The following is an 18,877-nucleotide window of genomic DNA, read 5'->3' as shown; positions in this document are numbered from 1 at the left end:
GGATTGACGCAACCGGTCGTCAGGCTGAACCATCGGGTCATACAGGTGAGGCCCCGAAAGACAGAGGCCCGGTCAGCAAGAGGGAGAATTCCCCCCGTGTCGTTCCTCGAATTGAAAAACATCACCAAGCGTTACGGCCCGCTTACCGCGGTCGGCGACGTATCGCTGTCGGTGGAAAAGGGCGAGTTCGTCTCTCTGCTCGGCCCGTCCGGCTGCGGCAAGACGACGACCCTGCAGATGATCGCTGGTTTCGTCGAACCGTCGGCCGGCACCATCCGGCTGGACGGGCGCGACATCACGCGGGCCAAGGCGAACAGCCGCGGGCTGGGCATCGTGTTCCAGAGCTACGCGCTGTTCCCGCACATGACCGTGTTCGACAATGTCAGCTTCGGGCTGGAGATGCAGCGCGTGCCCAAGGGCGAGCGCAAGCCGCGGGTGGAAGAGGCGCTGTCTCTGGTCCACCTCTCCCCCTACGCCAAGCGCTATCCGCGCGAGCTATCCGGCGGACAGCGGCAGCGTGTGGCGCTGGCGCGCGCCCTGGTGATCCGCCCGCCGGTGCTGCTGCTGGACGAGCCGCTGTCCAACCTGGACGCCAAACTGCGCGAGGCGATGCAGTTCGAACTGCGCGAGATCCAGCGCAAGGTCGGCACCACCACCGTCATGGTCACCCACGACCAGGCGGAGGCCTTCTCGATCAGCGACCGCGTCGTTGTGATGGAGGCCGGGCGCATCACCCAGATCGACCAGCCCTATCGCATCTACGAACATCCGGAAACGGAGTTCATCTCCCGCTTCGTCGGCAAGACCAACCTGCTGCCGGGCAAGGTCGCGACGGCGACCGGTGCCGGCGCCACGGTGTCGCTGGCCGGCATCGCCGTGCCGGTGGAAATGCCGGGCCTTTCGGTGGGCGAGACGGTAACTCTCTGCATCCGGCCGGAAAAGCTGCGGCTGACCCAGCCGTCCAACGGGTTGCTGACCGGTCGGGTCGCCGACCGCTTCTTCCTGGGCAGCCAGTGGCTCTATCACATCGACGGGCCGCTCGGCACGGTGATGGTGGTGACGCCGAACGACGGCTCCGCCCCGGCCGACCAGGGTGCGCCGGTGGGCCTTGAGTGGACGCCCTCCGTGGTGCGCGTTCATCGCGGCGCCATGGCGGAGGCGCCCGACGTCGCGCTCGAGGTGACCTGATGAGCGCCACCCTTCCCGATAGCGCGCCGGCCGCTCCCGCTGCCCCCGGCGAAGAGGCGCCGGAACGCCGCGTCCGCTCCGCCCCGCTGTTCCTGTCGGCGCCGGCGGCGCTGCTGTTCGTGGCGCTGGTGCTGACGCCGCTGTTCCTGACGGCGCTGCTGTCCTTCAACCAGTTCGACTATGCGACCGGGCGCACCGGCGGCTTCACGCTGGAGCATTACCTGTCGGTCCTGACCGACGAGTATTACCTGGAAATCTTCTTCCGCACCTTCCGGATCTCGGCGCTGGCGACCGCGATCTGCGTGGTGATCGGCGTGCCGGAGGCCTACATCCTCAGCCGCATGGGCAATCCCTGGCGCTCGGTCTTCCTGTTGGTGATCCTGGCGCCGCTGCTGGTCTCGGTCGTCGTGCGCGCCTTCGGCTGGAGCATGCTGCTTGGGCCGGAAGGGCCGGTGAACGGGGCGCTGATCGCGCTCGGCATCGGCCGCATGAAGCTGCTCTACACCGAAGGCACGGTGGTGGTGGCGCTGGTCCACGTCATGCTGCCCTTCATGGTCATCCCGGTCTGGACCTCGCTGCAGAAGCTGGATCCGGCGGTGGAGCAGGCGGCGCTGTCCTTCGGCGCCTCGCGCGGGACGGCCATCGTCCGGGTGGTGGCGCCGCAGATCCTGCCCGGCATCCTGTCGGGAAGCCTGATCGTCTTCGGCCTCAGCGCCAGCGCCTTCGCCATTCCCGGCCTGCTCGGCGGGCGGCGTCTGAAGATGGTCGCGACTGTGGTCTATGACCAGTATCTCAGCGACCTGAACTGGCCCATGGGGGCCGCCGTCGCCGTGATCCTGCTGGCCGCCAACCTGATCATCATGCTGACCTACCACCGCGTGGTGGAAGGCCATTACCGCCGCCGGCTGGGGTGAGGACGCCATGACCCGCAACGGACCCGTCGCCCTGATCTTCCATGCGCTGGTCGTCATCTTCATGCTGGCGCCGCTGGTGATCGTCTGCCTCGTCGCCTTCACGCCGGAGAACACGCTGTCGCTGCCGACCCGCGGCCTGTCGCTGCGCTGGTTCGAGGCGGTGTTCCACCACCCCGACTTCGTGCAGTCCTTCTGGAACAGCCTGTGGCTGGCCTTCCTGGCGGCGACGCTGGCGGTGGCGCTGGCGGTGCCGGCCTCGCTGGCCATCACGCGCTGGGAGTTTCCCGGCCGCGGCTTCCTCAACGCGCTGTTCCTGTCGCCGCTGATCATCCCGCATCTGGTGCTGGGTGTGGCCATGCTGCGGCTGTTCGCCGTCATCGGCGCCACGGGCAGCTTCGGCTGGCTGGTCGCCGCCCACATCGTCATCGTCACGCCCTATGTGATGCGCCTGCTGATCGCCGCCATCTCCGGCTTCGACCGCAGCGTGGAGCAGGCCGCCTTCTCCCTGGGTGCCAGCGAGGCGACGGTGTTCCGCCGCGTCACCCTGCCGATGATCCTGCCCGGCGTCACCGGCGGCTGGCTGATTGCCTTCATCAACAGCTTCGACGAGCTGACCATGTCCATCTTCATCACCTCGCCGTCCACGGTGACGCTGCCGGTGCGGATGTACATGTACGCCACCGAATCCATCGACCCGATGATGGCGGCGGTGTCGGCTCTCATCATCGGCATCACCGCGGTCGCCGTGCTTCTGCTCGACCGCGTCTATGGGTTGGACCGCATCCTGGTCGGCCAGCACTGAGCATCCGCTCCGGCCGACCTCTCTCCTCGGAGACCAGTCATCATGGCTTTGCTGCAGCGTGTGGCCGAACAGGGCCGGCGCGTGGTCCGCTTCACCCTCGACGGGCGCCCGGTCGAAGCGCTGGAGGGCGACACCGTCATGACCGCCATGCTCACCAACGGGGAGCGGCTGCGCCGGACGGAATTCGCCGATGCCCCGCGCGCCGGCTTCTGCATGATGGGCGCCTGCCAGGATTGCTGGGTGCGGACGGAGGAGGGCGAGCGCCTGCGCGCCTGCGGCACCTTCATCGCCGACGGCATGCGCCTGCTGAGCAATGGGGAGTGGACGTCGTGAGCGAACTCCTCCCTCCCGTCATCGTCGGCGCCGGTCCGGCCGGCATCCGCGCGGCGGAGCGGCTGGTCGCCGCCGGCCTGCGCCCGGTGGTGGTGGACGAGGCGGCGCGCTGGGGCGGCCAGATCTACCGCCAGCCGCCGGAAGGCGACTTCACCCGCCCGAAGAAGGCGCTGTACGGATTCGAGGCGGGCAAGGCCGACGCTGTCCACCGCGCCATGGCGGCGATCCGCGATCGGGTGGATTACCGCCCGCGCACGCTGGTGTGGAACTGCGAGGATGGAGCGCTCGACCTGTTGTGCGACGGGACGAGCGAGACTCTGCCCTTCAGCCATCTGATCCTGGCGACGGGCGCCACCGACCGCGTGCTGCCCTTCCCCGGCTGGACGCTGCCCGGCGTCTTCACGCTGGGCGGGTCGCAGGTGGCGCTGAAGTTCCAGGGCTGCGCCGTCGGCCGGCGGGTGGCTTTCCTCGGCACCGGGCCGCTGCTCTATCTGGTCGCCTACCAGTATCTGAAGGCCGGGGTCGAGGTGGCGGGGGTGTTCGACACCACCTCCTTCGCCGCCCAGGCCCGCGCCACCCCCGGCATGCTGCGGGATCCCGCGACGCTGGCGAAGGGATTGCTTTTCGTCGGCTGGCTGCGCGCCCATGGCGTGCCGATCCACAACGGCGTCCGCCCGGTGCGAGCCGAGGGGACGGAGCGGGTCGACGCGCTGGTCTGGCGTGATGCGCAGGGGCGGGAGCGGCGTACCGGTTGCGATGCCGTCGCCTTCGGGCTTGGCCTGCGATCGGAAACCCAACTGGCCGACCTTGCCGGCTGCCGCTTCCGCTTCGACGAGGCCGACCGGGCGTGGTTGCCCGAGCGGGATGAGGCAGGGCGCAGTTCGGTTCCCGGTGTCTATCTGGCCGGCGACGGCAGCGGCATTGCCGGCGCGGATGCCGCGGAACTGGCGGGGGAGCGCGCGGCGCTGGCCCTGTTGGAGGATCGCGGGCTGCCGGTGGATGCGGCGCGGGTGCGGGACTTGGACAGCCGGCTCGCCCGCATCGCCGCCTTCCGCCGGGTGCTGAACACCGCCTTCCCGTTCCCGGCGGACTGGGCAGACGCGATCGCCGACGACACAATGATCTGCCGCTGTGAAGGCGTGACGGCCGGTGCTGTGCGCGAGGTCGCCCGAAGCGGACAGGCCCGCGAGATGAACCGCGCCAAGGCGCTGACCCGCGCCGGAATGGGACGCTGCCAGGGCCGCATGTGCAGCGCCACCGCGGCGGAGCTGCTGTCCCGTACGCTCGGCACCGGCCCGGACGGGGTGGGGCGCCTGCGTGCGCAGCCGCCGATCAAGCCGCTGCCCATCGCGACGATTATTCCCTCTCCCCCCCGCTCACGTGCAAACGAAGTTTGCGCTGACGCGACAGGCGGACCAGAGGTCCGCCGAAAGCGGGGAGAGGGTCAGGGTGAGGGGGACGCATTGCGAGGATCCGGTCAGCCGGTAGTAGCCTTCCAACCTCCCACAAGCGCTCCGCCACGCATCCCCCTCACCCAACCCTCTCCCCGGGGGGGAGAGGGCACTGACACCGGGCGGGAGGTCACATGATGCGGGAACGGATCGACTGCGACGTCGCCATCGTCGGCGGCGGGATCGTCGGCGGATCGGCGGCGCTGTTCCTGCGGCAGGCCGGCCTGTCAGTGACGCTGCTGGAACGCGACTGGTGCGGTGCCAAGGCGAGCGGCGTCAATTTCGGCGGCGTGCGCCGGCAGGGCCGCCCGTTGGAGCAACTGCCGCTATCACAGCGCGCCCATGCCATCTGGGGCCGCCTGCCGGAGCTGCTGGGCACCGATGCCGAATACATCCGCTCCGGCCATTTGAAGCTGGCGCGCAGCGAGGCCGACCTCGACTCCCTGATCGCCTACCGCGAGCGCAGCCAGGGCTTCGGCCTGGGGCTGGAGATCATCACGGGCGAGGAGTTCCGCCGCCGCTGGCCGGCGCTGGGCGACCGGGCCATCGGCGGGTCGCTCTGTCCGGAGGACGGCCATGCCAACCCGCGCCTCGTTTCCCCCGCCTTCGCCCGCGCCGCCGCCGGGCTGGGTGCGATGGTGCGCGAACAGACGCCGGTCGACCGGGTGGAGAAGGACGGCGATCGCTTCGTCCTGTTGAGCGGCGATAGCCTGGAAGTCCGCGCCCGCTTCCTGCTGAACACCGCCGGCGCCTGGTCATGGCGGGTGGCGGAAGCCTTCGGCGAGCCGGTGCCGCTGGAATCGCTCCACCCCAACATGGCGGTGACGGAGCCGCTGCCCCGTTTTCTCGACGTCAACATCGGGGTGGAGGGCGGCGGCGTCTATGGCCGGCAGGTACCGCGCGGCAACATGGTTGTGGGCGGCGGGCGCGGCTTCGCGCTGGACTCCGACCGCGCCCGGCCGCAGCGCGACGCCGTGCTGACGTTGATGCGCGACGCGGCGGAGCTGTTCCCGCAGCTGCGCCACGCCCACGTCATCCGCTGCTGGACCGGGGTGGAGGGATACACGCCCGACCGCAACCCGATCGTCGGCCCCAGCCGCACCACACCCGGCCTGTTCCACGCCTTCGGCTTTTCCGGCGCGGGATTCCAGATCGGTCCCGGCGTCGGCCAGACGCTGGCCGAGCTGGTCACCACCGGCGAGACCGCGATGCCGCTGGAGCCCTTCCGCATCGACCGCTTTCCGCCCTCAGCTTCCGACTGACCGCTTAAGACTTCACCCCTTGGCCCATTGGAGGACGTGCATGCCCAGCTTGCGTACCCTGTCGCTCACCGGTCTCGCCACGGTTGCCATCACGGCGGCCGCCGCTCTCTCCACCCCCGCCGCCGCGCAGACCAAGACGGTCTACATCGGCATGAACGGCGGCACGATGGAGAAGACCTACACCGAGCATGTCTTCCCCGCCTTCGAGAAGGCGACCGGCATCAAGGTGGTGGTCGTTCCCGGCACCTCGTCGGACATCCTCGCCAAGCTGCAGGCGCAGAAGGACAATCCGCAGATGCACGTCGTCTTCCTCGACGACGGGCTGATGTACCGCGCCATCGGCATGGGCCTGTGCCAGAAGATGGAACCGTCGCCGGTGCTGGATCAGGTCTATCCGTCCTCGCGCATGAAGGGCGACATGGCGGTCGGCGTCAACATGGGGATGACCGGCCTCGCCTATAACAAGGCGATGTTCGAGGAGAAGGGCTGGGCGCCGCCGACCAGCTGGATGGATCTGGCCGACGCCAAGTACAAGGGCAAGATCGTCGTCCAGTCGGCCGCCAGCAGTTCCTTCGGCCTGCATGCCTTCCTGATGTACAACCGCATCAAGGGCGGCAGCGAGACCAACGTCGACCCGGGCTTCACCACCTGGCGCAAGACCATCGGCCCGAACGTGCTGGAATACATCCCCAGCTCCGCCAAGATCGCCGAGATGGTGCAGACCAATGAAGCGGCCATCTTCCCGCTGACTCCGACCGGCGTCGGCACGCTGAAGGCCAAGGGCATCCCGGTGGAGTATGTCCAGCCCAAGGAAGGCTCGGTCGTCCTGATGGTCGGCGAATGCGTCGTCGCCAAGAACCCGGACAACGAGGCCGCCCAGAAGCTCGCCGCCTATCTGCTGAGCCCGGAGGCGCAGCTTGCCGCCCTGCAGTACGGCGCGCAGATCCCGTCCAACACCACGGTGAAGGCCCCGGCCGACGTCGCCGACGAGATGAACAAGTTCCAGGGCTACATGAAGACCGCCGTGACGGTGGACTGGGACGTCATCAACGAGAAGCGCCCGGACTGGAACCAGCGCTGGAACAAGGAAATCGAACGGTAAGGGCGCGATTTTTGGCTGGGGGAGTTCCAGCATCGGTGCCCCCTCCCTAACCCTCCCCCGCTTTGCGGGAGAGGGGACTGCCGCCGCTTCGGCACTTACTCCCTCTCCCGCGGAGCGGGGGAGGGTCGGGGAGGGGACAAGAGCAGCCTCTATCTACCCCAATCGCCTCCCCAACCACTTCTCCATCGCATAGTTGTGGATCGGCACGTCGCCGATCCGCAGCTCGCGCCGGGCCAGCAGGGTGAAGCCGCGGCGCAGAAGGAAGGGGCGGGCGGCCTCGCTCGCCTCCACATGCAGGCGGGGATGGCCCAGCGCCGCGGCGCGCTCCTCCAGCAGGTCGACCAGTGCCGACATTGTGCCGCGCCCTGCCGCCTCCGGGGCGCAGTAGAGGAAGTTGATGTGGCCGTCCGTCTCCACGTCGCTGAAGGCGACCGGCCGGTCGTCGTCATCCACCGCGACCAGGGCGATGCGCCCGTCGCCATACGCCTCCCGCACCCGCTCCACCGTCGGCGCCAGCGCTGCCCAGGCCTCCACCTGCTCCGGATTGTAGAAGCGCGGTCCGATGCCACGGACGGAACGGGCGTAGATCTGCGCCAACACCGGGGCGTCTGACGGTCGGTAATCGCGGATCCTCATCGGCCCCTGTCCTTTGCGCCCCCATCCGTCGGAGGCTACTTCGCCGGCGCCAGCCGCAGGACCGCGCCGTCGGAAGCATCGGTGATGACGTAGAGGGCGCCGTCCGGACCCTGTGCCACATCGCGGATGCGCGCGTCGAGCGGAATGCGCTCCGCCTCCTTCGCGGTGGTGCCGTCGATGGCGACCCGCACCAGCGCCCTGGCGCTCAGGCCGCCGATCAGGGCGCTGCCCTGCCAGTTCGGGAACAGGCTGCCCTGGTAGAAGGCCATGCCGGACGGCGAGATCACCGGCGTCCAGTGGATCACCGCGTCGGTAAACTCCTTGCGGGTCGGCGGATCGGGGATGTCGCGGCCATCGTAATGATTGCCCCAGCTGACCAGCGGCCAGCCGTAATTCTTGCCGGCTTCCGGCCGGTTCAGCTCGTCACCGCCGGCCGGTCCCATCTCCGCGATCCACAGCGAGCCGGTGCGCGGGTCGATGGCCGCCGCCTCGATGTTGCGGTGGCCATAGGACCAGACGCTGGCCGCCACCTTGCCTTCGTCGGCGAAAGGGTTGTCCTTTGGCAGGGAGCCGTCGCGGTTCAGCCGCACCACCTTGCCCAGCGTGGCGTTGCGGTCCTGCGCCGGGCTCATCTTGTTGCGTTCGCCCAGCGTCAGGAAGATGTGCCCGTCGTCCGAGAAGACGATGCGGGTGCCGTAATGGTGGCCGCCGTCCATCTTGGGCGACTGGCGGAAGATGACCTGGAAATCCTCGATCCCGCGGTCGGTCAGCGTGCCGCGCCCCAGAGCCGTCCCGGACAGGCCATTGTCGCCGGCCTCGGCATAGGCGAGATAGATGGTCCGGTTCTGCGCGAATTGCGGATCGACCGCCACATCCATCAGCCCGCCCTGACCCTGGACCAGAACCTTCGGAGTGCCGCCGAGCGGGGCGGAGAGGGTGCCGTCCCGCGTCACGATGCGCAGCCGCCCCAGCTTTTCCGTCACCAGTGCCCGGCCGTCCGGCAGAAAATCGATGCCCCAGGGCCGTTCCAGCCCGTCGGCAAACCGGCTGACCGCCACCGGGCCGGCGCTGGTCTGGACGGTCTTGACCACCTGTCCAGCGCCCGATTGGGCCTGGGCAGGGGTTGCGGCGAGGGCGGCAAGAAGGGCGGCCGACAGGGTCAGGGTGCTGCGCATCAACATCCTCCGGTAAGCGGTCTGGCCCTTCAGATGGGGGTGCGGATAGAACGGCCAAGGTTGGTTCGCCGAAAGAATCGCCAGCCGGCTGGGCGGATGGCGGCCACACATTGTCATCCGCAATCCATACGTTCGCGCCGGCCGAATCCAAAGTTCGGCTGTTAAGGGTTCCGTCCTGCTGTTCGGAGTCCTGTCGTCGTGAATCGTGCGCGCGGTATGGAAAAGGTCTTGCGCCGTCTGTCGTCCAGCTTGCCTCGTTCGGCCTGGGCGCGCTACGGAATTACATTGCTGCTGGTCGGGCTGACGGCGATGGTACGCTATATGCTCGATCCGCTTCTCTACAAATATCCGTTTCTCGTCTTCATCCCCACCATCTTCCTGATTTCGATCGTCTTCGACCGCGGCTCGGGGTTCCTGGCCGTGGCGCTGTCGGGGCTGTGCTCGGCCTGGCTCTTCATGAAGCCGGAAGGCGCGCTGTGGATCGAGGAGCCCGGCGACCGTCTGGCGTTCCTGATCTACATGGCGTTGGGGTTCGGCATCGCCGCGGTCGCGGATGCCCTGCATCGGGCGAACGAGCAGCTTCGCTTGTCATGGGACCAACTGTCCGCAGTCAACGAGGAAAAGGACCTGATGCTGCACGAGATCCTCCATCGGATCCGCAACGACCTGCAGCAGATCTGCGCCCAACTGATGCTGGCGGCCCGCCGGTCGGAGAATCCACAGGATATCGTCGGCGGCACCATCGAGCGCATCGGCGTGCTGGCGCGGGTCTATGTGCGCCTGCGCCGGGTCGAAGGCGTCAACATCGTCAATTCCAAGGAGTTTCTCGAAAGCCTGGTGGAAGACCTCCAGCTTGGCCTGGTGGGGGTAAGGCCGGTGGCGGTGAATGCCGAGGTGGAGGATGTGGTCCTGGACATGGGCGTCGCCATCGCGGTCGGCACCATCGCCAACGAGCTGATCACCAATGCACTGAAATACGCCTTTCCCGATGGCCGTTCCGGCCGGATCGACCTCAGCTTCCGCAGGGAGGGAAAGGACTGTGTGCTGCGCGTCTGCGACGATGGGGTCGGCATCCTGTCGGATCAGCCGCAGGGGACGGGCCTGGGCGGCAAGATCATGCAGCAGTTGGCCCAGCAGCTGCGCGGCGGCCTGGACATCCAGCCGCTGCCGGAGGAGGGGGTGAAGGCAACCCTGCGCTTTCCCCTGCCGGAACCGGGCAAGTCATTCGTCCATTGAGAAAAAATGGGGCCGCGCCGGTGTGGCGCGACCCCGTCCAGGGAGCATCCAGTCCGAAACCGTTCGACTGGGAGGCCTGTGGAGAATGATCCTGATCGGAAATCCTGGATCAAAAGTCCATGTCGGCGCCGGGGGCGGGAACCGCAGGCTTCTTCTCCGGCAATTGGGCGACCATCGCCTCGGTGGTGATCAGCAGGCCGGCGACGGAGGCCGCATCCTGCAGGGCGGTGCGCACCACCTTGGCCGGATCGATGATGCCGGCCTTCACCAGATCGCACCACTCGCCCTTGGCCGCGTCATAGCCGACGTTATAGTCCCCACTGTCGTTCAGCTTGCCGACGATGATCGAGCCGTCGACGCCGGCATTGGTCGCGATCTGGCGGACCGGCGCGCTCAGCGCCCGGCGCACGATCTCCACGCCGACGCGCTGGTCGTCATTGGCCGGCTTGACGGATTCCAGCACCGCGACCGCACGGGCGAGCGCCACGCCGCCGCCGGGCAGGATGCCTTCTTCCACCGCCGCGCGGGTGGCATGCATGGCGTCGTCGACGCGGTCCTTGCGCTCCTTCACCTCGACCTCGGTGGCGCCGCCGACGCGGATCACCGCGACGCCGCCGGCCAGCTTGGCCAGCCGCTCCTGCAGCTTCTCGCGGTCGTAGTCGGAGGTCGTCTCCTCGATCTGCTGGCGGATCTGGCCGCAGCGGGCCTTGATGTCGTCCGTCGACCCGACGCCGTTGACGATGGTGGTGTTGTCCTTGGTGATGACCACCTTGCCGGCGCGGCCCAGCATGTCCATGGTGACGCCGTCCAGCTTGATGCCGAGTTCCTCGCTGACCACCTGGCCGCCGGTGAGGATGGCGATGTCCTCCAGCATGGCCTTGCGGCGATCGCCGAAGCCGGGGGCCTTCACCGCCGCGACCTTCAGGCCGCCGCGCAGGCGGTTGACCACCAGGGTCGCCAGCGCCTCGCCCTCCACCTCCTCGGCGATGATCAGCAGCGGCTTGCCCGACTGCACGACCTTCTCCAGCACCGGGACGATCGCCTGGATGCCGGACAGCTTCTTGTCGTGGATCAGGATGTAGGGATCATCCAGCTCCACCTGCATCTTCTCGGCGTTGGTGACGAAGTAGGGCGAGGTGTAGCCGCGGTCGAACTGCATGCCCTCCACGACATCCAGTTCGGTCTCCAGGCTCTTGGCTTCCTCGACCGTGATGACGCCCTCGTTGCCGACCTTCTCCATCGCGCGGGCCAACATGTCGCCGATCTCGCGGTCGCCGTTGGCGGAGATGGTGCCGACCTGGGCGATTTCCTCGTTGGTGGTCACCTTCTTGGAGCGGGCCTTCAGCTCCGTCACCACGGCCTCGACCGCCATGTCGATGCCGCGCTTGAGGTCCATCGGGTTGATGCCGGCGGCAACCGACTTGGCGCCCTCGCGGACGATGGCCTGGGCCAGCACGGTGGCGGTGGTGGTGCCGTCACCGGCCAGATCGGCGGTCTTCGACGCCACCTCGCGCAGCATCTGCGCGCCCATGTTCTCGAACTTGTCCGACAGTTCGATTTCCTTGGCGACCGACACGCCGTCCTTGGTGATGCGCGGGGCGCCGAACGACTTCTCGATCACCACGTTGCGGCCCTTCGGGCCGAGAGTGACCTTCACGGCGTCGGCCAGGATGTCAACGCCACGCAGCATCTTGTCGCGGGCGGAGGTTCCGAACTTCACGTCCTTCGCAGCCATGGTCCTGTTCCTCCCCTGCTTAAGCGGCCTTCTTGGCGGGTTCGGCGGCACCCTCGATCACGCCGAGGATGTCGCTCTCCTTCATGATCAGGAGATCCTCGCCGTCGATCTTCACCTCGGTGCCGGACCACTTGCCGAACAGCACGCGGTCGCCGGGCTTGACGTCGAGAGCCACCAGCTTGCCGGCCTCGTCCCGCGCGCCCGCGCCGACGGCGATCACCTCGCCCTCCTGCGGCTTTTCCTTGGCGGTGTCGGGGATGATGATGCCGCCCTTCGTCTTGGTGTCGGATTCGACGCGGCGGACCAGAACGCGGTCGTGAAGCGGTTTGAATTTCATGGTGTGACACTCCTTTTTCTTAAGCGAATGTCGGTCTTTCTCAAGCACGCCCGAATGGGCCGCGCTTTACGGTTCGGGAATTTACTTAAGTGTTTTGCGTCGTCAAGAGTTTTTTCAAAATAAAATGCCGCTAACATCAGCTGTTTTTCTGCAAATGAAAAGGGCCCGTGTCCGCTTTTGCGGGCACAGGTTCAAAAAACATCTTGAGACTATTATTGGCCCGGTTGCCGAATTCAGGGGGGCTATGTCAGGTGGACGCGGGCCCTGATTGTGTCGGGCCGGGGGTGGAAGGGTCTTGTCGTCGGCATCGCACACATCCTCCGCAGAGCAACATGCAGGACACGGATTTCGGGTACGCCGGGATCCTATCGGTTGAGGCACCCAAGCGCGGCCGAAATTTAATCAAGCTTGAGCTGGCGTCAAGATGGGCGGAGGGGGCACTGAAGCCCACTCTCCCGCGCCTCCAATTAATCTACATCAACGCGGTCCTCTCCCGGCTGCGCTACCCTGGCTGGCGTGAAGCACAGCGCCGGCCGCGGGCCGTTTGCGAAGGTCACGCCAAACAGCTCCGGAACCGGCGGCCACCATGATGGGAGGACGCCATGGTCATGATGAAAGCGGCGGTGTTCGCAGAGCCGGGCCGCATCGTGCTGGACGACAAGCCAATCCCCGATGTCGGACCGCTGGACGCGCTGATCCGCATCACCACGACGACGATCTGCGGAACCGACATCCACATCCTGAAGGGCGAATACCCGGTCGCGCGCGGTCTGACCATCGGGCATGAGCCGGTCGGCATCATCGAGAAGCTGGGCTCGGCCGTCAGCGGCTATCGCGAGGGGCAGCGGGTGATCGCCGGGGCCATCACCCCCAGCGGCCACAGCAACGCCTGCCTGTGCGGCTGCCATTCGCAGGACGGCGCCGGTACCAAGCATGGCTGGAAGCCGCTGGGCGGCTGGCGTTTCGGCAACACCATCGATGGTTGCCAAGCCGACTATCTGCTGGTGCCGGACGCGATGACCAACCTCGCCCCCGTCCCCGACGATCTGACCGATGAAGAGGTGCTGATGTGCCCCGACATCATGTCCACCGGTTTCGCCGGGGCGGAGCGCGGCGACATCCGCATCGGCGACACGGTGGCGGTGTTCGCGCAAGGACCCATCGGGCTGTGCGCCACTGCCGGAGCCAAGCTGAAGGGCGCCACCACCATCATCGCCGTCGACGCCGTGCCGGCGCGGATGGAGATGGCGCGGCGCATGGGCGCCGATCATGTGGTCAACTTCCGCGAGGCCGATCCGGTGGCGGAGATCATGCGCCTGACCGGCGGCCGCGGCGTCGACGTCGCCATCGAGGCGCTCGGCACCCAGGCGACTTTCGAGGCGGCGCTGCGCGTCCTGCGGCCGGGCGGCACGCTGTCCAGTCTCGGCGTCTATTCGGGTGACCTGCGCATCCCGCTTGGGCCGTTCGCGGCGGGGCTGGGCGACCACACCATCGTCACCTCGCTCTGCCCCGGCGGCAAGGAGCGGATGCGCCGGCTGATGGCGGTCGTCGCCTCCGGCCGGGTGGATTTGAAGCCGCTGGTCACCCACCGCTTCACGCTGGAGCGGATCGAGGAGGCATACGATCTGTTCGGCCACCAGCGCGACGGCGTGCTGAAGGTGGCGATCACTCCGTAGACAGGAGACGGCCAGGGCCGGTGGTGTCGCCCGGCCCTGCCGGCCCTGGTTGATAGCCCCTTGGCCGCTCCCCGGCGGACGCCCATCTGCTGTGCCGGTTGCCAGCCTCGGGAAAGGGGAGAGACGATGAGGAGCCTGTCGGTCGGTCTGCTGGGATTCGGCCTTGCCGGGTCGGTGTTCCACGCGCCGCTGATCCTGAGCGAGCCGCGCCTGCAATTGAAGGCGGTCGCCAGTTCGCGCGTGGACGACATCCGCCGCAGCGCACCGGGGGCGGAGGCGACGACGGTCGAGGCGGTGATCGCCGACCCAAGCATCGACCTCGTGGTGATCGCCACCCCCAACACCAGCCACGCCCCCTTGGCGCGCGAGGCGTTGCTGGCCGGCAAGCATGTGGTGATCGACAAGCCGATGGCGACCACCGCGGCGGAGGCCGACGAACTGATCGCGCTTTCCGAGCGGCAGGGCCGGTTGCTGACCGTCTTCCAGAACCGCCGCTGGGACAACGACTTCCTCACTCTGCGCGCCTGCCTTGAGAAGGGCGAGGTCGGCCGCCCCTATCACTACGAGGCGCATTTCGACCGCTTCCGGCCGCAGATCAAGCAGGGATGGCGGGAGCAGACCCTGGCCGGATCGGGCGTGCTGTTCGATCTCGGCGCCCATCTGATCGATCAGGCGCTGACCCTGTTCGGCATGCCCGACCGCATCCTCGCCGATGTCGGCGTCCAGCGGCCTGACGCGCAGGTCGACGACTGGTTCCACATCGTGCTGGGCTATGGGCCGATGCGGGCGATCCTGCATTGCGGCACGGTGGTCTGCCGGCCGGGGCCGCGCTTCCAGCTGCATGGCGACCGCGGCAGCTTCCTGAAGCATGGCATGGACGGGCAAGAGGCGGCGCTGCGTGCCGGCCGCATGCCGACCGAAGCGGACTGGGGCCTGGACGACCCGGAGAACCATGCCTTGCTGATCCAGGCCGACGGGATAGAATGCCGGGTGGAAACGCTGCGCGGCGACTATCCCGCCTTCTACCGCGGCGTGGCGGCCGCCATCCTCGACGGCGCGCCGTTGCCGGTGACGGCGGAACAGGCGCGTGACGTGCTGACGGTGCTGGAGGCGGTGCGCAAGGCGGCGGGGCTGCCGGCCTGAGACGTCTATTCCCGCCAGGGCACCACGCCGGGCGGCAGGCGGCGGCCCAGCGCCCCGGCGGCGAGCATGGCGGCCAGCACGACCAGAATGGCAATGACGCCGAGTGCGGCTCCCAGCGTCGGGCTGCCGCCTTCCTCAAGCGCATAGACAACGACGCCCAGAGTCTCCCGCCCCTGCGACCACAGCAGGATGGAAACGGTCAGCTCGTTGAAGGCGGTCAGGAAGACCAGCAGTCCGCCGGCCGCGGCGGCAGGGGCGACCAGCGGCGCCACCACCGTCAGCAGGCGGCGCAGCGGTCCGGCGCCGAGCGCGCGGGCGGCCTCCTCCACCGTCGGGTCGAGCGCGGCGCAGGCCGCCTGGACCGGCCGCAGGGCCAGCGGCAGGAAGCGGACCAGATAGGCCGCCAGGATAATCCACAGCGTGCCGTACAGGCTGAAGCCCAGCCCCGGCAGCGGCTTCAGGAACAGCAGGATGCAGCCGATGCCGAGCACGACCCCCGGCACGGCATGCGGCAGTTCCACCAGCACCCCGACTGCGCGGGCGATCCGCCCGGCCCCGCCTCCCCGCGCCATTGTGTGGGCCAGTGGGATCGCCAACAGGGCGAGCAGCAGGGCGGCCGATCCCGACAGCAGCACCGAATTGGCGAAGGCGCGCCCGACCTGATCGAGCGCCAGTACCTCGCGATAATGGGACAGCGTCAGCGTGTCGAGCCCGATCGGCAGGCCGTAGACCCGCACGAGGCTGGCCGCCAGCAACGCCGCCAGCGGCGCCGCGACCAGCAGCAGAAGAACGCCCCAGGCCATCGTCTCGACCGGTGCGCGGGCTGCGCCCAGTGGCAGGGAAGCCAGCGGACGGGCGCCGCCGGGCAGGCGGGTGGCGATGCGCGATTGCAGGATGGTCTGGGCGGCGATGCCCAGACAGGCGATGAGGCCGATCAGCGCCGCCAGCACCGCGACCTCGGGCAGGGCGGAGGGACCGAAGCCGGCCAACCGCCGGTAGATCAGCGTCGGCAGCATCGGAATGCCAGCCGGAACGCCCAGCAGGGCCGGAACCCCGAAATTCCCCAGCGCCGCGACGAAGGCCATGGCGAGCCCGGCGATCAGCCCCGGCAGGCAGAGCGGCAGCACCACGCCGCGGACCGCGCGCCAGGGTCCGGCCCCGGAGGCCCGCGCCGCCTCCAGCACGTCGCCGGGAATGGCGCGGAGTGCGGCACGCAGGGCGAGGAAGACCAGCGGCGCATGTTCGATCCCCATCACCAACACCATGCCGGCGGCCGACTGCACCGGGTTCGGCGTGCCGACCGGCGGGGCGAGACCCAGCGGCTTCAGGATCGGACTGCCGGAACCGGCGAGATGGGTCCAGGCCATCGCCACGATCTGCGGCGGGATCATCAGCGGCAGGATCAGGGCGAAGGTCATCGCCGTGCGGGCGCGCAGGTCGATCAGGCCGATCAGCAGGGCGAAGGGGCCGCCGATCATCGCCGCCGCCAGCGTGGCACCCGCGGCGATGGCGATGCTGTTGCCGGTGGCGCGCCAAGTGATGGGGGAGTCGAGCACGCGCGCGAGCACCGCCGGATCGCCGGCCTCCCACAGCAGGCGCAGGACCGGCAGAAGCACAAGCAGCCCGATCAACAGTGTCCAGCCGGGGAGGGCGTGTAAGAACCCGTTTACGGCTTTTTGGCCGACCGGGACGATCCCCCTCTCCCCCCCGGGGAGAGGGTCGGGGTGAGGGGGACGCATGGTGTGGATTTTCACAAGCGAGCTGGAGTGCGCGATTCTTGAATTTCCCTGCAACGCATCCCCCTCACCCTAACCCTCTCCCCAGGGGGGAGAGGGGATCCCTAATTGGGCCGCGCGGCGCACCCTCACCCGCCGAACAGGTCGGCGAAGGCGCGCTTGTTCGCCTCGTCCTCGGCCAGGGCCTTGGCCGGGTCGTAGGGCAGCAGGGTGATGGTCGCCGGGTCGGGGAAGCCCGGCGGCGGGTTCACGCCCGGCAGCGCCGGCAGGAAGCCCTGGCGGGAGGCGAGGTCCTGCCCGTCGCGGCTCAGCAGGAAATCGATGAAGGCCTTGGCCGCTGTCGGGTTCTGCGCGGTGCTGAGGATTGCCACCGGCTCGCTCACCGCGCTGACGCCCTCCTTGGGGAAGACGAAGGCGACGGGAGCACCCTTCAGCTGTTCGCGGATCGGCAGGTAATCGACGACCATGCCGTAGAGCTTCGCCCCGCCGGCCACGTCCTTCAGGATGCCGCCGTTGCCCTTCGCCGCGGTGACGGCGTTGCGCTGCAGCGCCTCGTAATAGGCCATGCCCAGCGACGGCTGCGCCTTGATCGAGGCCATGTGGATGGCGGCGGCGCCGGAATAGAGCGGGCTCGGCATCACCGTGCTGCCCTTCGCGTCCGGCTTCAGAAGGTCCTGCCAGGAGGTCGGCTTCATCGGGGCGGCGGTGTTGTAGACGATGCCGGTGGTGATCAGCTTGGTGCCGAACCAGTAGCCCTGCGCATCGTGCGTGCCGGGGCGATAACCGGAAACGGGCGCGCCGGCATAGGGCTGCAGGCGCTTTTCGGCCTTCAGCGATTCCATCGTCACCGCGTCGGCGATCAGCAGCAGGTCCGGTTGCGGGGCGCCGGCGGTGAACTCCGCCCGCAGCTTGTTCATCAGCTCGGTCGTGCCGTTGCGGACCCACTCCACCTCGACGCCGGGGTTCTTCGCCTTGAAGGCCTCCACCGTCTGGCGGGCGTCCGGCTCCAGCTGCGAAGTGTAGAGCACCAGCTTGCCGGTGGCGCCGTCCGCCTGGGCGGTGTGGCTCAGCGCCAAGGTCAGCACAGTGGCGAGGGTGGCGAGAAGCGCCTTCATCTCTGTCGTCTCCGTGGGATCGGCGGTGAGAGCAGTGTCTTACGCGAAGCCCGTGACAGGCGCGTGACAGCCAAGCGGAAAGCCTGTGCTAGTCGATCAGCTTTCCGTCCTTGAAGAAGGGATAGGGGCCGTCATACTCGCCGATCACGGCGGTGTGGCTGACCACGCCGGTGTCGGCGCGCCACATGTGGATTTGGTAGCCCGGCGGCTCCATCACGAAAGCGGACGGCGCGTCGTCGCGCAGATCGAGCGCCACCTGATGCGCGGTGGACGGCGCGGTCGAGGCGATGGTCCCGGCCCAGCGCACCTGGATCGGCCGGTGCAGATGGCCGCACAGCACCCGTTCCACTTGGCGATGACGGCGCACCACCGCGGCCATGGCGTCGGCTCCGCTCAGGCCGAGCCGGTCCATGTGGCCGATGCCGGTGGCGAAGGGCGGATGGTGCTGGAAGACGATGGTCGGCCGGTTGGGCTGCTCGGACAGGCGGGCGTCGAGCCAGGACAGGCGGTCCGCGCAGACCTCTCCGGCGCCGGAACCGGGCAGGACGGTGTCCATGGCGATCAGGCGGACCGGCCAGTCCTCCACCGTGTAGTGGAAGAAGCGGCTGTCGCCGACGCGGGCCTTGAGGTCGGGAAAGGCGCTGGCAAGACCGGCCCGTTCGTCATGGTTGCCGGGCACGGCGAAGAACGGGATGCCGAGCGGACGCAAAAGGCCGAGCAGGCGCTCATACTCCTCCGCATGGCCGGCATCCACGAGGTCGCCGGTGGCGAGGATCACGTCGGGGCGGGAGGTGAGCGCCAGCATGGCGGCCACGGCACGCTCCAGGAAGGGGGCGGTGTCGACGCGGCGATAGGCGAGACGGCCGGGGGGCTTGATGTGGGTGTCGGTGATCTGGGCGATGATCATTGGGGGGGCCTTTGGGGGCTTGGGTATTGGATTTGTGAGGGTTATTGCCCCCTCCCTAACCCTCCCCCGCTAACGCAGGAGAGGGAACTCCGCCGCACTCGCACTTAACTCCCTCTCCCGCGAAGCGGG

The 18,877-nt window shown here is 68.3% G+C and carries 17 protein-coding genes; 10 read left to right on the top strand and 7 right to left on the bottom strand.

Annotated features, from left to right (window positions below):
• Nucleotides 1-96: 96 nt before the first annotated feature.
• The 7 genes from FZ983_RS16340 to FZ983_RS16310 are packed head-to-tail and all read left to right on the top strand — an operon-like array spanning nucleotide 97 to nucleotide 7,052.
• Nucleotides 97-1,188: an ABC transporter ATP-binding protein gene (locus FZ983_RS16340; RefSeq protein ID WP_149224579.1), complete on the top strand. Its 1,092-nt coding sequence runs from the start codon at nucleotides 97-99 to the stop codon at nucleotides 1,186-1,188.
• Entirely contained in the window at nucleotides 1,188-2,102 is a 915-nt protein-coding gene (locus tag FZ983_RS16335; protein ID WP_149224578.1) for an ABC transporter permease, read from the top strand. Before FZ983_RS16340 ends, FZ983_RS16335 begins: the two co-directional genes overlap by 1 nt.
• A gap of 7 nt (nucleotides 2,103-2,109) precedes the next feature.
• Nucleotides 2,110-2,904 (top strand): ABC transporter permease, encoded by a 795-nt coding sequence (locus FZ983_RS16330; protein WP_149224577.1) that lies wholly within the window; start codon nucleotides 2,110-2,112, stop codon nucleotides 2,902-2,904.
• A gap of 42 nt (nucleotides 2,905-2,946) precedes the next feature.
• A complete protein-coding gene (locus FZ983_RS16325; RefSeq protein ID WP_014188111.1) occupies nucleotides 2,947-3,237 on the top strand; it encodes a (2Fe-2S)-binding protein in 291 nt (96 codons plus the stop codon).
• Nucleotides 3,234-4,826, top strand: a complete 1,593-nt coding sequence (locus tag FZ983_RS16320; protein WP_247883788.1) for an NAD(P)/FAD-dependent oxidoreductase — start codon at nucleotides 3,234-3,236, stop codon at nucleotides 4,824-4,826. Before FZ983_RS16325 ends, FZ983_RS16320 begins: the two co-directional genes overlap by 4 nt.
• Nucleotides 4,823-5,950, top strand: coding sequence for an FAD-binding oxidoreductase (locus FZ983_RS16315; protein ID WP_188092357.1), 1,128 nt, complete (start codon nucleotides 4,823-4,825; stop codon nucleotides 5,948-5,950). Before FZ983_RS16320 ends, FZ983_RS16315 begins: the two co-directional genes overlap by 4 nt.
• Before the next feature lie 40 nt (nucleotides 5,951-5,990).
• Nucleotides 5,991-7,052 (top strand): ABC transporter substrate-binding protein, encoded by a 1,062-nt coding sequence (locus tag FZ983_RS16310; RefSeq protein WP_149224575.1) that lies wholly within the window; start codon nucleotides 5,991-5,993, stop codon nucleotides 7,050-7,052.
• A 153-nt stretch (nucleotides 7,053-7,205) separates the two neighbouring features.
• Here FZ983_RS16310 and FZ983_RS16305 read toward each other — a convergent pair whose 3' ends face one another.
• Both FZ983_RS16305 and FZ983_RS16300 read right to left on the bottom strand, forming a co-directional pair.
• The gene (locus FZ983_RS16305; RefSeq protein ID WP_149224574.1) at nucleotides 7,206-7,688 is read right to left on the bottom strand and encodes a GNAT family N-acetyltransferase; all 483 of its coding nucleotides are present in this window, start codon (nucleotides 7,686-7,688) and stop codon (nucleotides 7,206-7,208) included.
• Nucleotides 7,689-7,723: 35 nt separating this feature from the next.
• Nucleotides 7,724-8,863, bottom strand: coding sequence for a PQQ-dependent sugar dehydrogenase (locus tag FZ983_RS16300; protein ID WP_149224573.1), 1,140 nt, complete (start codon nucleotides 8,861-8,863; stop codon nucleotides 7,724-7,726).
• A 228-nt stretch (nucleotides 8,864-9,091) separates the two neighbouring features.
• On the opposite strand from FZ983_RS16300, the gene FZ983_RS16295 reads away from it, so the two are divergent.
• The gene (locus FZ983_RS16295) at nucleotides 9,092-10,099 is read left to right on the top strand and encodes a DUF4118 domain-containing protein (RefSeq protein WP_188092356.1); all 1,008 of its coding nucleotides are present in this window, start codon (nucleotides 9,092-9,094) and stop codon (nucleotides 10,097-10,099) included.
• A 109-nt stretch (nucleotides 10,100-10,208) separates the two neighbouring features.
• On the opposite strand, the gene groL is transcribed toward FZ983_RS16295, so the two are convergent.
• The gene (gene groL / locus FZ983_RS16290) at nucleotides 10,209-11,834 is read right to left on the bottom strand and encodes a chaperonin GroEL (protein ID WP_149224571.1); all 1,626 of its coding nucleotides are present in this window, start codon (nucleotides 11,832-11,834) and stop codon (nucleotides 10,209-10,211) included.
• A gap of 19 nt (nucleotides 11,835-11,853) precedes the next feature.
• Nucleotides 11,854-12,171, bottom strand: a complete 318-nt coding sequence (gene groES, locus FZ983_RS16285; protein ID WP_149224570.1) for a co-chaperone GroES — start codon at nucleotides 12,169-12,171, stop codon at nucleotides 11,854-11,856.
• A gap of 602 nt (nucleotides 12,172-12,773) precedes the next feature.
• On the opposite strand from groES, the gene FZ983_RS16280 reads away from it, so the two are divergent.
• Together FZ983_RS16280 and FZ983_RS16275 are read left to right on the top strand one after the other, a co-directional pair.
• The gene (locus FZ983_RS16280) at nucleotides 12,774-13,847 is read left to right on the top strand and encodes an NAD(P)-dependent alcohol dehydrogenase (protein WP_149224569.1); all 1,074 of its coding nucleotides are present in this window, start codon (nucleotides 12,774-12,776) and stop codon (nucleotides 13,845-13,847) included.
• A 126-nt stretch (nucleotides 13,848-13,973) separates the two neighbouring features.
• Nucleotides 13,974-14,990 (top strand): oxidoreductase, encoded by a 1,017-nt coding sequence (locus FZ983_RS16275; RefSeq protein WP_149224568.1) that lies wholly within the window; start codon nucleotides 13,974-13,976, stop codon nucleotides 14,988-14,990.
• A gap of 5 nt (nucleotides 14,991-14,995) precedes the next feature.
• Here the strand turns inward: FZ983_RS16275 and FZ983_RS16270 are convergent, their stop codons facing one another.
• The 3 genes from FZ983_RS16270 to FZ983_RS16260 all read right to left on the bottom strand — a co-directional run bounded on the left by FZ983_RS16270 (nucleotide 14,996) and on the right by FZ983_RS16260 (nucleotide 18,748).
• Complete coding sequence (locus FZ983_RS16270; RefSeq protein ID WP_247883787.1) at nucleotides 14,996-16,621, bottom strand: iron ABC transporter permease; 1,626 nt, start codon at nucleotides 16,619-16,621, stop codon at nucleotides 14,996-14,998.
• Nucleotides 16,622-16,854: 233 nt separating this feature from the next.
• The gene (locus FZ983_RS16265) at nucleotides 16,855-17,841 is read right to left on the bottom strand and encodes an ABC transporter substrate-binding protein (protein ID WP_149224566.1); all 987 of its coding nucleotides are present in this window, start codon (nucleotides 17,839-17,841) and stop codon (nucleotides 16,855-16,857) included.
• A gap of 88 nt (nucleotides 17,842-17,929) precedes the next feature.
• Complete coding sequence (locus FZ983_RS16260; protein WP_149224565.1) at nucleotides 17,930-18,748, bottom strand: phosphodiesterase; 819 nt, start codon at nucleotides 18,746-18,748, stop codon at nucleotides 17,930-17,932.
• Nucleotides 18,749-18,877: the final 129 nt, after the last annotated feature.

Origin of the sequence: Azospirillum sp. B21 (assembly GCF_008364825.1) — a bacterium.
In the GTDB taxonomy this organism is placed as follows: domain Bacteria; phylum Pseudomonadota; class Alphaproteobacteria; order Azospirillales; family Azospirillaceae; genus Azospirillum.
The sequence above is the reverse complement of the archived record's forward strand: the minus strand, read 5'-3'. Positions and strand labels throughout refer to the sequence as shown.

What these genes read in the sequence shown, in the direction of transcription:
- FZ983_RS16260 (WP_149224565.1), bottom strand. Translation starts at nt 18,748, where the DNA reads ATGATCATCGCCCAGATCACCGACACCCACATCAAGCCCCCCGGCCGT.
- FZ983_RS16280 (WP_149224569.1), top strand. Translation starts at nt 12,774, where the DNA reads ATGGTCATGATGAAAGCGGCGGTGTTCGCAGAGCCGGGCCGCATCGTG.
- groL (WP_149224571.1), bottom strand. Translation starts at nt 11,834, where the DNA reads ATGGCTGCGAAGGACGTGAAGTTCGGAACCTCCGCCCGCGACAAGATG.
- FZ983_RS16330 (WP_149224577.1), top strand. Translation starts at nt 2,110, where the DNA reads ATGACCCGCAACGGACCCGTCGCCCTGATCTTCCATGCGCTGGTCGTC.
- FZ983_RS16275 (WP_149224568.1), top strand. Translation starts at nt 13,974, where the DNA reads ATGAGGAGCCTGTCGGTCGGTCTGCTGGGATTCGGCCTTGCCGGGTCG.
- FZ983_RS16300 (WP_149224573.1), bottom strand. Translation starts at nt 8,863, where the DNA reads ATGCGCAGCACCCTGACCCTGTCGGCCGCCCTTCTTGCCGCCCTCGCC.
- FZ983_RS16315 (WP_188092357.1), top strand. Translation starts at nt 4,823, where the DNA reads ATGATGCGGGAACGGATCGACTGCGACGTCGCCATCGTCGGCGGCGGG.
- FZ983_RS16265 (WP_149224566.1), bottom strand. Translation starts at nt 17,841, where the DNA reads ATGAAGGCGCTTCTCGCCACCCTCGCCACTGTGCTGACCTTGGCGCTG.
- FZ983_RS16310 (WP_149224575.1), top strand. Translation starts at nt 5,991, where the DNA reads ATGCCCAGCTTGCGTACCCTGTCGCTCACCGGTCTCGCCACGGTTGCC.
- FZ983_RS16325 (WP_014188111.1), top strand. Translation starts at nt 2,947, where the DNA reads ATGGCTTTGCTGCAGCGTGTGGCCGAACAGGGCCGGCGCGTGGTCCGC.
- FZ983_RS16335 (WP_149224578.1), top strand. Translation starts at nt 1,188, where the DNA reads ATGAGCGCCACCCTTCCCGATAGCGCGCCGGCCGCTCCCGCTGCCCCC.
- groES (WP_149224570.1), bottom strand. Translation starts at nt 12,171, where the DNA reads ATGAAATTCAAACCGCTTCACGACCGCGTTCTGGTCCGCCGCGTCGAA.
- FZ983_RS16305 (WP_149224574.1), bottom strand. Translation starts at nt 7,688, where the DNA reads ATGAGGATCCGCGATTACCGACCGTCAGACGCCCCGGTGTTGGCGCAG.